Annotated in this window: 8 protein-coding genes, 1 tRNA gene and 1 pseudogene; 7 read left to right on the top strand and 3 right to left on the bottom strand. The window is 62.7% G+C overall.

Features of this window, described 5'->3' with window-relative positions; translation table 11 throughout:
* Positions 1 to 65 precede the first annotated feature (65 nt).
* The 7 genes and pseudogenes from AC07U1_RS13360 (at position 66) to AC07U1_RS13390 (ending at position 10,294) form a co-directional block, all read left to right on the top strand.
* The gene (locus tag AC07U1_RS13360) at positions 66 to 2,336 is read left to right on the top strand and encodes a glycosyltransferase family 4 protein (protein ID WP_495176160.1); all 2,271 of its coding nucleotides are present in this window, start codon (positions 66 to 68) and stop codon (positions 2,334 to 2,336) included.
* A 12-nt stretch (positions 2,337 to 2,348) separates the two neighbouring features.
* Positions 2,349 to 3,647, top strand: coding sequence for a glycoside hydrolase family 130 protein (locus AC07U1_RS13365; RefSeq protein ID WP_495176159.1), 1,299 nt, complete (start codon positions 2,349 to 2,351; stop codon positions 3,645 to 3,647).
* Positions 3,644 to 4,606, top strand: coding sequence for an NAD(P)/FAD-dependent oxidoreductase (locus AC07U1_RS13370; protein WP_495176158.1), 963 nt, complete (start codon positions 3,644 to 3,646; stop codon positions 4,604 to 4,606). The genes AC07U1_RS13365 and AC07U1_RS13370 overlap by 4 nt, the downstream gene beginning before the upstream one ends.
* 81 nt (positions 4,607 to 4,687) lie before the next feature.
* Positions 4,688 to 6,835 (top strand): catalase, encoded by a 2,148-nt coding sequence (locus AC07U1_RS13375; protein WP_495176157.1) that lies wholly within the window; start codon positions 4,688 to 4,690, stop codon positions 6,833 to 6,835.
* Between the two features lie 12 nt (positions 6,836 to 6,847).
* On the top strand, positions 6,848 to 8,080 hold the full coding sequence (locus AC07U1_RS13380; RefSeq protein WP_495176156.1) for an NAD(P)/FAD-dependent oxidoreductase: 1,233 nt from the start codon (positions 6,848 to 6,850) through the stop codon (positions 8,078 to 8,080).
* 158 nt (positions 8,081 to 8,238) lie between these two features.
* Positions 8,239 to 8,844 (top strand): annotated as a pseudogene (locus AC07U1_RS13385) (tyrosine-type recombinase/integrase).
* A 232-nt stretch (positions 8,845 to 9,076) separates the two neighbouring features.
* Entirely contained in the window at positions 9,077 to 10,294 is a 1,218-nt protein-coding gene (locus AC07U1_RS13390; RefSeq protein ID WP_495176155.1) for a tyrosine-type recombinase/integrase, read from the top strand.
* 161 nt (positions 10,295 to 10,455) lie between these two features.
* Here the strand turns inward: AC07U1_RS13390 and AC07U1_RS13395 are convergent.
* From AC07U1_RS13395 to mrdA, 3 genes are all read right to left on the bottom strand, one after another.
* Positions 10,456 to 10,531: transfer RNA gene (locus tag AC07U1_RS13395), tRNA-Lys, on the bottom strand.
* Between the two features lie 123 nt (positions 10,532 to 10,654).
* Positions 10,655 to 11,761, bottom strand: a complete 1,107-nt coding sequence (rodA, locus tag AC07U1_RS13400) for a rod shape-determining protein RodA (RefSeq protein ID WP_056348005.1) — start codon at positions 11,759 to 11,761, stop codon at positions 10,655 to 10,657.
* A complete protein-coding gene (gene mrdA, locus AC07U1_RS13405; protein WP_495176154.1) occupies positions 11,758 to 13,620 on the bottom strand; it encodes a penicillin-binding protein 2 in 1,863 nt (620 codons plus the stop codon). The genes rodA and mrdA overlap by 4 nt, the downstream gene beginning before the upstream one ends.
* Positions 13,621 to 13,660: the final 40 nt, after the last annotated feature.

Here is a 13,660-nt window from a genome sequence, read left to right on the forward strand (position 1 = left end):
GTCCCAAAACCAATCAACGCATTTGGGTGAGGCCTTCTGTCGCTTCATTTTGGAAGGTAAAACCTGTGTACGAAGCCCCCGATCGCACGTCGTTCGACGAAGGCCTTGAGGCTTGTCAATCGCTCCGTCCCGCCGTCGCGTCGACCCTTCGGCTCGCACTGATCGGCGGTTTCCTTCCGCGGCGCTGTGGCATCGCGACCTTCACCGCCGACATCTACTCCTCGCTGCAGGCGGCCGCGCCGGAGATCGCTGTCGATGTCTACGCGATGGCACCCGGAGCGGTCCCGACCATATTCGATCCGGTGGTTCGTGCTGCGATCACAGAGGGTGATGCCGACAGCTTTATCGATGCGGCAAAACAGATCGAGGCGAGCTGCGCCGACATCGTCTGGCTGCAGCACGAATTCGGCCTCTTCGGCGGGCTGGCAGGGGATATGGTGTTCGAACTGGTGGACCGGGTTTCGGCGCCGCTGATCGTCACGCTTCACACGGTGCTCGCCGAACCCGACGCCGACCAGCGCCGCGTCATGGAGCGGTTGATCGCGCGCGCGACCAAGCTCGTCGTCATGTCCGAACGCTCGCGCGACCTGCTACGCAGCGTCTACAATGCCGATGAAGATCAGATCGCGCTGATCGCGCATGGCGTCCCCGACCGCCCGTTCGGGCGTGCGTCGCAGTTCAAGCCGCAGTTCGGCTTTGCGGGCAAGCAGGTCGCGCTGACCTTCGGCCTCCTGTCGCCAGGCAAGGGGATCGAGGCGGTCATCGAGGCATTGCCCACGATCGTCGAGGATCACCCCGACTTCCTCTACTGCATCGCGGGAGCCACGCATCCCAATCTGCTCGCACATGAGGGCGAGGCCTATCGCGACCGGCTCCAGGCGCTCGCGGTTTCGCTCGGGGTCGATGTGCATGTCCGCTGGATCGATGCGTTCATGGATACCGACGATCTGCTCGATCTTATCGAGGCAGCGGACATCTATGTGACGCCTTATACAGGTGCGCAACAGTCGACGTCGGGCACGCTCTCCTATGCGATGGCGCTGGGCAAGGCCGTGATCTCCACACCCTATGTGCATGCGGTCGAGTTGCTCGCCGGCGATCATGGCGTGCTCGTCCCCTTCAACGACAGCGAAGCGATCGCGAACGAGATCAGCTATCTGCTGGGCGATGCCGACCGGCTGCTCACGCTGCAGCGTCGCGCCTATGATCGCAGTCGCGACATGATCTGGCCGGTGTTCGCCGAGCGGACCTGCGCGCTGATCGCGGAAAGCCGCGTCGTGCCGAAAGCCGCGCCCATAGCCGAGCATATCGGCATCGACGGGTTCTTGCGCATTTGCGACGATACCGGCATCCTCCAGCATAGCGTTCACATGATCCCCGATCGCGCGCACGGCTATTGCGTCGACGACAATGCGCGGGCGCTGATGCTGATGCACCGTCTCGACGAAGACGCGCTCGGCAGGTGCGGGCAGTTGACTTCGGTCTTTGCCGCATTCGTGCAGCATGCCTGGAACCCCGATCGCGGCGAGTTTCGCAACTTCATGGGCTTCGCACGCAACTGGCTTGAGGATGTGGGGTCCGAGGACAGCTGCGGGCGAACGCTTTGGGCGCTCGGCGCGACGGCTTGCGACGCACGCGATCCCGGCCTGCGGCAATGGGCGCATGAACTGTTCGAGCGCACTGCGGCATCCGCGCTGGAGTTCCAGTCGCCGCGCGCGATTGCCTTTGCGATGCTCGGCGCCGATTTCGTGCTCGCGGCGCGACCCGAGCATGATCTGGCGGACCGCATATTGCGCAACGGCGCCGACCGGCTGATCGCGCTGTACGAAAGCGCGGCGCGACCGGACTGGCGATGGTTCGAGCCGGTGCTCGCCTATGACAATGGCCGCCTGTCCGAGGCCATGTTGCGCGCGGGCGTGCGATTGGAGCGCGCGGACGTCATCGCGTGCGGAGTGGATACGCTGCGGTGGATCAACGATGCGCAGATTTCGCCTTATGGTCACTATCGCCCCGTCGGGTCGGACAGCTTTGGCGGTGCCTATGAGTTGCCGCGGCCATTCGACCAGCAGCCGCTAGAGGTGTGGGCCGCGATCGATGCGGCATCGGCCGCCTATGATGTGACTGGCGACGACATCTGGCTGGCGCATGCACGGCGCGCGTACGAGTGGTTTACCGGAGCCAATGATCGCGGCGTAATCGTCGGCGATCCGCTGACCGGGACCAGCAAGGACGGCATAAATCCGCGCGGGCTCAATCTGAATGAGGGCGCGGAGTCTGTTCTCGCCTATCAGCATGCGACCTATGCCATTCGGGATTTCATCCGGAAGGTCGGCTGAAAGGACAATCATTTGCACTTGGTCCAGCATGAATTGCGGCTGCACGCCGACCCGACACGCGTCGTCGTGCGGCCCTTCCACCTGGCCTGGCAGGCGTCGGGCCCCGATCTCGAGCGCGTGCAGCGGCTGGCGCGCGAGATCGTCGCGCTCAATCCGCGGACGGTGCGGGCCGAACTCGGCGTGGTGCTGCGCGATTTCGCCGATCGGCACTGGCAGATCGAGAAAGTGTTCGAGGATCGTTTCGATGAGATCGAACCCAAGCTCGGGCTCGAAGGCCTGGCGCTCAAACGCGAAACCCGGCTGCTCATTGGCGCCTATTTCTGCCACGAATATAGCTATGCCGCGGCGGCGCTGATGAACCCCAGCGTTGTACGTCATCCCGATCAAAGCGGCTTGCAGGAAGGCGGCATCCGCATCCTGCTCTCGCTACGCGCGGTCGGCGAGGGGCATATTTCGACGATCGCCTTTCGCGAAGGCATCATCACCCACGATCGCGAGCTGACCTTGCTGCCGCAACCGGGCTTCGCCACCGCGGCGATGCTCGGCCCGCACCGCGAGGACAAGCCGGACGATGTCGTCTCGCTCTATCGCCAGAAGGACAGCACCCTGTCCGGGACGGTGATTTTCCCGATCACCGAGGCGCAGCGCAACGGGCTCGAGGATCTGAGGCTACTCGAGTTCGAGCGCGACAGCGGCAAGCGCGAGTGGATCGGGACCTACACGGCTTATAGCGGCCGCGATATCCAGTCGGAGCTGCTACGGACACGCGACTTCAAGGATTTCACGCTGACTCCGATCAAGGGCTCCGCGGGGCGGAACAAGGGCATGGCTCTGTTCCCCCGCAAGATCGACGGGCAGTTTTTGATGATTGGCCGGCAGGACGGCAAGAATCTTTATCTGCTGCGCTCCGACAAGGTCGATGAATGGGACGGCGGCGAGTTGTTGCTCGAACCGCGCTTCCCTTGGGAACTGATCCAGATCGGCAATTGCGGTGCGCCGATCGAGCTCGACGAGGGCTGGCTGGTGCTGACCCACGGCGTCGGCGCGATGCGCAAATATGCGATCGGCGCGGTGCTGCTCGACAAGGCCGATCCGTCGAAGGTGATTGGCCGGACGCCCAATCCGATCCTGTCTGCCGCCGACGAGGACCGCGAAGGCTATGTCCCCAATGTCGTCTACACCTGCGGCGCGATCCGGGTCGGTGACGATATTTTCCTGCCCTATGGCGTGGCCGACAGCTCGGTCTGTTTTGCGTTCGTTGCGATTACGGAAATCCTCGCGGCCATGGATTATTCGGCGCGGGCCACATGATGACGTCGCTTTCGGCCGGCCAAAGGTCGCCGATCGATATATTGATCGTCGGCGCAGGGCCTGCCGGACTGACCGCCGGCATGTATCTCGCGCGCTACCGAAGAAAGGTGCGCATCGTCCATGACGTACGTTCGCGCGCGCTTTGGGTTCCGCGTTCGCGCAATATCCCCGGATTTCCGGATGGGATCGTCGGGGCCGACCTCATCGCGCGCATGAGCGACCATGCGGCGCGCTACGGCGCCGAGATCGTCGAGGACCGCGTTGTCGAGATCGCTCGGGACGAAGACCGCGCGCTGTTTCGCGCTCGCCTCGATAGCGGCGCGGTTGTCGAGGCGCGCGGGCTGATCCTCGCAACCGGGGTCGATACCAATCTAGCGAAGCTGGACAGCGGCGATCATCAGGCAGCGGTTCGAAACGGTGTGCTCCGCTATTGCCCGATCTGCGACGGCTTCGAGCATAGCGACGAGCGGATCGCGGTCCTCGGTTCCGACCTCCACGGTGCCGCCGAGGCGATGTTCCTGCGGCAATATTCGCGCGACGTTACGCTCATCCCGAAATGGCGGGTTGCGCTGACCGATGCACAGCGCGGCGAACTAGCGGCGAGCGGCGTCGAGGTTCTCGAAGGCCGGGTTCTTCGCCTTGAAGCAACCGAGGAAGCGATGTTCGTTGCGATCGAGGGCGAAGCCCTGCCGCGCCGGTTCGACACGCTCTACCCGGCGTTCGGATCGACCCCGCGCAGCGAGCTTGCCGCCATGCTGGGGCCGCTGGCCGATCCCAATGGCTGTATTCCGTTCAGCGCTTTTTCGGACGGACTGCTTCCCGGCGTTTATGCGGCGGGCGACGTCCTTGAAGGCCTCGACCAGATCAGCGTCGCGACCGGGCAGGGCGCGATGGCGGCGACGCGTCTCCACAACTGGCTCCGCGAACAGGACGGACATGTGATGGTGGACCAGAAATAAGACAGAATGCGGGCGCGCGCGAAACCTAAGGGCCAGCGGGGGGTTGAAGATACAATCCCCTCAAAACCCAAGGAACCGATCATGGCCAAGAAGCCCGCGCCGTCCCCCGCGACCGACCACGCCCTTCGCGACCATCAGCCGGGAGAGCGCCGGATCAAGCCGACCGACAGCCGGGGCAATGGCGACGAACTGCACCAGGACGTCGGAACCGAGGTCGCCGATCCGGCCGGCTATCTCACCGACAATTTCGGCCATCGCATTTCGGACAACCAGAATTCGCTCCGCGCTGGCGAGCGCGGGCCGACGCTGCTCGAGGATTTCGTCCTCCGCGAGAAAATCTTCCACTTCGACCACGAGCGCATCCCTGAGCGCATCGTCCACGCCCGCGGTTCGGGCGCGCATGGCGTGTTCGAGTGCACGAAGGCGATCCCTGGGCTGACCAAGGCCTCGATCCTGCAGAAGGAGGGCGCGACCTGCCCGGTCTTCGTCCGCTTCTCGACCGTCGCGGGCGGCGCGGGCTCGGTCGACACCCCGCGCGACGTGCGCGGCTTCGCGGTGAAGCTCTACACCGACAGCGGCAATTGGGACCTCGTCGGCAACAATATCCCCGTCTTCTTCATCCAGGACGCGATGAAATTCCCCGACCTCGTCCACAGCGTGAAGATGGAGGCCGACCGCGGCTATCCGCAGGCGGCGAGCGCCCACGACACCTTCTGGGACTTCATCGGGCTGATGCCCGAGGCGATGCACATGATCATGTGGGCGATGTCCGACCGTACGATCCCGCGCAGCCTGCGCATGATCGAGGGGTTCGGCGTCCACACCTTTCGCTTCGTCAACGAAAGGGGCGAGGGCAAGTTCGTCAAATTTCACTGGAAACCCGTGCTCGGCATCCAGTCGACGACATGGGACGAGGCGGTCAAGATCGCGGGTGCCGATCCCGATTTCCACCGCCGCGACCTGTTCGAGGCGATAGATTCGGGCGATTTCCCGGCGTGGGACCTCGGCGTGCAGGTGTTCGACGAAGTCTTCGCTAAGAAGCAGCCTTATGACGTGCTCGACGCGACCAAGCTGATCCCCGAAGAGGATGTCCCGGTCGAGATCGTCGGCCGCATGACGCTCAACCGAAACGTCGACAATTTCTTCGCCGAGACCGAACAGGTCGCCTTCCTGCCGTCGAACATCATTCCGGGCATCGATTTCAGCAACGATCCGCTGCTGCAGGGCCGGCTTTTTTCCTATCTCGATACGCAGAAGTCGCGGCTGGGGACGACCAATTTCCACCAGATCCCGATCAATGCGCCGAAGTGTCCGTTCCACAATTTCCAGCGCGACGGGATGATGCAGACGCTCGTGCCAACGGGGCGCGCCAATTACGAACCCAACAGCCTTGCCGAAGCCGGCGAGAATGGCGGTCCGCGCGCGAGCGCCGAAACGGGCTTCAAGACCTTTGCCGACAATGACGAGCGGAACGATCCGGCGCAGAAGCTGCGCGTCCGCGCCGAACTCTTCGCCGATCATTTCAGCCAGGCGCGGCTGTTTTACTTGTCGCAAACGGAGAATGAGCAGGCGCATATCGCTTCCGCGCTGGTGTTCGAGCTGTCGAAGGTTGCGCTCGATCATGTTCGCGCGCGCGTCGTCGGCCAGCTTCGCAATATTGACGAGGACCTAGCCAAGCGCGTCGCCGCGGGGCTCGCGATCGACCTGCCGGCGAAAGAAAAGGCCGCGCGTGCGCCAATCGATCTCAAGACCTCCGACGCGCTGTCGATCCAGAAGAATGCCGACGACACGATAGAGGGCCGCAAAGTGGCAATCCTGTTCGCCGAAGGATCGGACAAGGCGGCGATTGACAAGCTGAAGGGCGACATCGAGGGCGCTGGTGGCACCGCCTTCCTCGTCGCGCCCAAGGTCGGCGGGATCAAGGTCAAGGGCGGTACGCTCAAGGCCGACGGCCAGCTTGCGGGCTCGCCCTCGGTATTGTTCGACGCCGTTGCGTCGATCCTGACCGACGAACAGGCTAAGGCGCTGTCGAGGCAGGGCGCCGCGGTTCAGTGGTTCATGGATGCCTATGGGCATTGCAAGACGATCGCGCATGACGAAGCGACGCAGTTGCTCCTCGACAAGGCGGGGGTCGAAAAGGACGGCGGCGTCGTTGCGATCGACAAGTTCGAAAGCGTTGGCACCCGGCGTCATTGGGCACGCGAAGCCGAGGTGCGCGATCTTGCCTGATCGTCTGTCCTGATGAGCCGCGCATCGGCGACCCATCATCGCGATCTCCGGACCGGCCAGTCGATCTGGTCGGCACGGCGTCGTCCCGCGATCGCTGCGCAGCCGCTGACGCACGACATTGCGTGCGATGCGGTCGTCGTGGGGGCCGGCGTGTCGGGCGCGCTGATCGCTGAGGCGTTGTCGGACGCGGGACTCAAGATCGTTATCGTCGATCGCCGGGGACCGGCAGAGGGATCGACCGCCGCGTCGACCGCGATGCTGCAATATGAACTCGATACGCCGCTGACCTTGATGGCCGAGCGGATCGGTCGCGAAAAGGCCGAACGCATATGGCGGCGATCCCGCCAGTCGGTCGACGCGCTACGCGAACGAACCGAACGACTGGGCCTGGCCGTCGATGGCGCGACGCGCGGTTCGATCTATCTCGACGGCAATGTCCTCGGCGCTGGCGGGCTTGCGCGCGAAGCCGACGCGCGCCGGCGCGCTGGCTTCGAAGTCGAACTGCTCAAGCCCGCTGCGGTGCAGGAGCGATATGGGATCAAGGGACGCCACGCGCTGATCGGCTTCGGCAATTATTCCGCCGATCCGCGCCGCCTCACCGCAGGCTATCTCAACGTTGCGCTGGCGCGGGGCGCCCGGCTCTACTCGCCCGTCGATATCTGCGACATCGCGCCGACGGGCGAAGGTGTAACATTGGTCTCGGCGCGCGGGCCAAGCATTCGCGCCCGCCATGTCGTCATGGCGACTGGCTATGAGATGATGAAGGGAATTCCGCGCAAGGGAAACAAGATCATCTCGAGCTGGTCGATCGCGACCCGCCCACAACCCCGCGCCATCTGGCCGACCGGCGCGATGATCTGGGAAGCCGCCGATCCCTATCTCTACATCCGAACAACCCCGCGCGGAGAAATCATCTGCGGCGGCGAGGATGAGGAAATCGGCGACGCGGCTCTCCGCGATGCGAAGCTCCCCGACAAGACAGCGACGCTGTCGCAAAAGCTTGCTGCGCTGTTGCCAGGAGTGGACGCGGCACCCGCGTATAGCTGGGCCGGAAGTTTCGGCGACAGCCCGGTCGGGACACCAACTATCGGTCGAATTCCCGGCATGCCGAACTGCTATGCCGCGATGGGATATGGCGGCAACGGCATCACCTTTTCGATGATGGCGGCCCAGATGTTGCGCGGGCTAATATGCGGTTATGGCGATCCGGACGCCGACCTGGTCAGCTTTCATCGCAAATTTTGACTGCAGAGACATCCTTCCTTCGAAATATGTCCGCTTTCCGATTTGTCGGCCCGCAAGGTGACCTTCCGCAACCGGCCAATCGGCTTGACCCGAGCGTTTCCCTTTTTGGCCATTTTGGCCACAGGAGAACGATAATGGGTAGGTAACAATTCGACTATTTGCCTCCACGATCGGCGTGGAATGCCGGTTGAAAGGTTGGTGCAAAGCGGCCGCTAAAACCACGGCAGATTTGGGCAATTCGCTTTCACTTAGATCGGGAGCATCGGTTTCGAGACAGGGCGCTTTTCGATCTTGCGATCGACAGCAAACTTAGAGGCTGCGATCCAGTGAAGATAAAGATTGGCGACCTTATGGCTTGCGGTGAGCTGAGAACCCGGGCGATGGTGATCCAGCAGAAGACCAATCGACCAGTTCAATTCGAAATCATGTCGGATGCTCGCGAGAGCCTGTTGGCATGGCTCGAGCGGCGCGGTGGATCAATCGAGGATTTTGCGTTCCCCAGCCGGGTCGACCACTCCGCTCATATGAGCACGCGCCAATATGCAAGTCTCGTCGACGAATAGGTCACCGCGGTTGGCCTGCGAAGTGAAGATTATGGGACGCATTCCTTGCGGAGGACAAAGGCGTCGATCATTTACAAGGCAACCGGCAACCTACGTGCCGTGCAAATTCTGCTCGGTCACACCAAAATTGAAAATACCGTGCGATACCTCGGCGTCGACGTTGAAGACACGTTGACTTTGGCGGAAGGCATCGAAGTCTAGCGATCAAATTTCGATATCCTAGATAGCTAGCGCTCTGGCGCGTCTTAGAACGTCCGATCTCTCTATTTGATCTCCAAAAGCTGACAGTCTCCAACCGGCCAGGACGGCCGTGGTAGGGTATCTCGTTTACACCAAGAGGGGCGATCAACGGCCAGAAGCCAACATTCAGAGATGGCCATGCGTTGCTTGCGGGTCCGGGAAGTTTCCCTGACCGAGGAGAGGAGGACGAGGCATGCCCGTCGGAAGCGTAACAACTATCGAAGTCGATCATCTCGCCCCGCAGCGCGGTAACACTTTTCTTTGGGATAAGGCGCTTCCTGGATTTGGCGTCCGCGTGACGCAAGGCGGCGCAACGTCCTACATCTATCAGTATCGGTTGGGGGGAAGGAGCTCGATCTCGCGGCGCTTTACAATTGGCCGCCATCGAGCACCTTGGACAGCCCAAAGCGCGCGGAGCAAGGCGCTCTGCCTCGCGCAGCAGGTCGCGAAGGGCAAGGATCCGGTCGAAAAGCGGCGCGAACGCCGCCGGAAGCAGGTGGAGCTTCGATTTGATCGGTACGTCGAACTTTTCACCGAAGAGTATCTCAAGCGGCGTTGGAAGGACTGGACGCGCATCCGCTCGATGCTGGTCCGCCATGCGGTGCCGACTATCGGAACCAAACGAATTTCGGACGTTCGGCGGTCAGACCTTGCAGCAATCTATCGACGCTTGGAAAACCGGCCGTCGGTTGCGCGGGCGATGCACGCGACGCTGCGTAAAATGTTCAAATGGGCAATGAGCCGGGACGATCTCAAGCATTCGCCGGTTCAAGGAGTGAACGCCCCTCCGCCGCCGAAACCCCGTAATCGCTACCTCTCGACCGAAGAATTGCGCTGCGCTTGGAAAACAAGTTTCCAGCTTGCGGGGCAATATGGTCCGGCATTCCGGTTGATGATTTTGACCGGACAGCGGCGCGGCGAAGTGATCGGGTTGGACTGGTCGGAATTGCGACGTGAAGGCAGTCGATGGGACTTGCCGGCCGAAAGGTCCAAGAATGGCCGTCCTCATCTTATCCCGCTGAGCAAGCAGGCAATCGCGCTGCTCGATGCGGTTGCCTGTGGGAAAGATTGGCCGTCACATGGCTTGGTGTTCCTGTCGAGCTACGGGACGCACCTGAGTGCATTCTCGAAAGTTAAAGAGAAATGGGACGCGATGATTTTTAGAAAAATGAGGTCGGCGAAGGAGGACGCCGTTTTGGCGCCTTGGCGGATTCACGACATTCGCCGAACCGTCGCGACGGGAATGCAAGCTTTGCAGATCAGGACGGAAATCATCGAGTCCGTTCTCAATCATCTCTCCGGGACGAAGAGCGGCATTGTTGGTGTCTACCAATGCTACCCGTATCAGGAGGAGAAGCGCCAAGCGATGAAGCGATGGGGAAGGCACATCAAAAAGCTGACCGCGTCGTGACATTTCGGCCCGCAATTAGTCCGCGAGAATTGTCGTAAGCCACCGATAATGTTTTGATAAATTGGACGGGCGCCGCCCATTGCGTGCTTACCCGGTGCTTACACGGCATCTGCAGCGGTTGATAAATCGCTCAAGATTGGCCGCTAAGTCTTTGAAATAAATGGTGGACGCACTAGGGCTCGAACCTAGGACCCGCTGATTAAGAGTCAGCTGCTCTACCAACTGAGCTATGCGTCCACTGCCGTTTTCCGGCGCGCTTTGGAGCGTTGGGAAGGACCCTTTGCTGCGAAGCGAGCGGCCCGCTATCATGGCCTTGCGGGGATGGCAATGCCTCCTGCGCATTTTTCTCGACAATTTTCGTCAGCTGAGGCGGCTGCTCTGCTTTTTGCTGTCATTCTCGATCGCCAGGACGATGCCGACGCAGGTCATGATCGTCAGCATCGACGAGCCGCCATAGGAAAAGAGCGGCAGCGGAATGCCGACGACGGGCGCTAGCCCCATCACCATCGCCAGGTTGATCGCGATATAGAAGAAGATCGTCATCGTGAGGCCCGTCGCGGTCAGCTGCCCGAAGCGCGTCCGCGCCTTGAGCGCGACGCGGGTCGACCAGCGCAGCAGCAGGAAGAAGCCGAGCAGCAGCGCGAGCCCGCCGATCAGCCCCCATTCCTCGGCCATCGTCGCGAAGATGAAATCGGTATGCCCCTCGGGCAGATAGTCGAGGTGACTTTGCGAGCCGTTGAGGAAGCCCTTGCCGCCGATGCCGCCCGACCCGATCGCGATCTTCGACTGGCTGATATGATAGCCGGCGCCGAGCGGGTCGCTTTCGGGATCGAGGAAGATCAGCACGCGTTTCTGCTGATAGTCGTGGAGCATCGAGAAGAGCACGGGCAGGGCGGCGGCGCCCGCGGCGGCGGCGCTGCCGAACCACCAGAAGGGCAGGCCGCCGACGAACATCACGATGACGCCGCCGGCGCAGATGGCGAGCGCGGTGCCGAGGTCGGGCTGGAGCATCACGAGCGCCGCCGGCAGGCCGATCAGGACGAGCGCCGGCCACAGCGCGGTCCAGGTGCGCGTGTTGCCCGGCGGCAGCTGGGCATAAAAACGCGCGAGCGCCAGCACGATCGCAACCTTCATCAGTTCCGAGGGCTGCAGGTTCATGAATCCGAGGTTGAGCCAGCGCTGGCTGCCCCCGCCGACGAAGCCGAGCAATTCCACCGCGACCAGAAGCACCAGCACGCCGATATAGCCGATATAGGCGAAATCCTCGAAGATCCGGATCGGAAAGCGCCCGATGATGAGCGCGACGCTCAGGAAGACGACAAAACGCACCCCCTGCTGCAACGCCCAGGGCGACCAGTTGCCGCCCGCCGCCGAATAGAGGACGAGCAGGCCGAAACCGGTGATGCCGGCCAGTATCGCGATCAGCTTCCACGGAATCCGCTGTATGGCTGGCGGGACCGGGATCATTGCGGAACTCCGGGCTCGGGGTCGCTCGATGCGCCCGATTTCCATGCCGCATAGTCGCGGTCCATCCGCTCCTTGATCGTGCCGCCCCAGCCGGCCTCGAAGGTGTCGAGCGCCTCCATCGCCTTTTCGCGATCGAACAGGAAGGTCATGAAATCCTTCGCTATCGGCGCTGCGGCGCGCGCGCCGCCCATGCCATGTTCGATCACGACGGCGGTCGCGTAACGTGGATTGACGACCGGCGCGAAGCCGATGAACAGGCCGTGGTCGCGAAATTTCCATGTCCCGCTTTTGCCGTTCCCCGTGCCCAGTCCGCGCACCTGCGCGGTGCCGGTCTTGCCGGCCATGGTGATGCCGTCGAGCGGCAGGCGGCTGCGCACCGCGGTTCCGGCGCCATTGACGACAAGGTCCATGCCGTGGCGGGCGACGGCGAGCGCTTCGGGGGAAAAGGGCAGGGGCTCGTTCTTGAATTCGCGGTTGATCAGGCGCGGATAGAGCCGGCGCCCCGACGCGATCCGCGATGCCATGACGGCGAGCTGGAGCGGGTTCACGCTGACATAGCCCTGTCCGATAACCGAGTTCAGCGAGTCCGAGGCCGACCACTTTTGGTCGTATTTCTTCATTTTCCACGCGCTGTCGGGGATCGTGCCATAGCGCTGGCTGCTGCCCGCGAGCTGGAATTCCTCGCCGAGGCCCATCAGCCGCGCGGTCGGCGCGATCGCGTCATAGCCCAGCCGGTCGGCGAGCCAGTAGAAATAGCTGTTGCAGCTTTTCATGATCGCCGACGGCATGTCGAGACTGCCATGGGTGCCGAGGCAGCGGAAGAAGCGGTTGCCGAGGCGGTAGCCGCCGATGCAGGTGTGACGCTCGCTCGGGTGGACGCCATGTTCGATCGCGGCGATCGCCGCCATCGGCTTCAGCGTCGACCCGGGCGGATACAGGCCGCGCGTCGCCTTGTTGATCAACGGCTGATGATCGTCGGCACGCAGCCAGGCATATTCGCTGTTGCTGATCCCGTCCGAAAAGCTGTTCGGATCGAAGCTCGGCATCGAGACGAAGGAGAGGATATCGCCGTTTTGGCAGTCGATAACGATCGCAGCGCCCGACTCGCGCCCCATCCGCCGCGCGACATATTCCTGCAGGTCGGCGTCGATCGTCAGGTGGACGGTCTTGCCCTGGATGTCCGACGTGGTCGTCAGGTCGCGCACGACCTTGCCGCGCGCGGTGACCTCGACGCGCTTCGCGCCCGGGGTGCCCTTCAGCATCGGCTGGAAATATTTCTCGAGCCCGTCCTTACCGATCTTGTACCCCGGCGTGATGTAGAGCGGGTCCTTGTCCTTTTGATATTCCTCGGCATTCGGGGCGCCGACATAGCCGATCAGATGGCCGACTGCGGCGCCGGTGGGATAGTTGCGCGCAAAGCCGCGCTGCGGCGCGACGCCGGACAGTTCGGGCAGGCGGACGAGGATCGATGCATAATCCCCCTCGGACAGATCCTCGGCGACCGCCACCGGCTGGAATCCCGAGGCCGCCTTGAGGTCGCGGTTGATCCGGTCCATTGCATCGCCGTCGAGCCGCAGCAGGGTGCGAAGCTGGCCGAGCACCATATCCTTGTTGTGCAGCCGGTCGGGGATGAGGTCGATGCGCAAGGACACGCGGTTGTTGGCGAGCGCCTTTCCATGCCGGTCGACGATCCAGCCGCGGCGCGGCGGGGTTAGCGTAAGATTGACACGGTTGCTTTCGGATTCAAGTACATAGCGGTCGTTTTCGACAACCGATATATAGGCCATGCGCGCCGCGAGCGCGGCACCGATGACCATCTGTCCACCGCCGACGAGCAACGCGCGGCGCGTGAAGGTCATGCCCCTCCAGGCTTCGGTGATCGGTGGACTTTTTTTCCGG

It is taken from the genome of Sphingopyxis sp. GW821-FHT02C12, assembly GCF_059421785.1.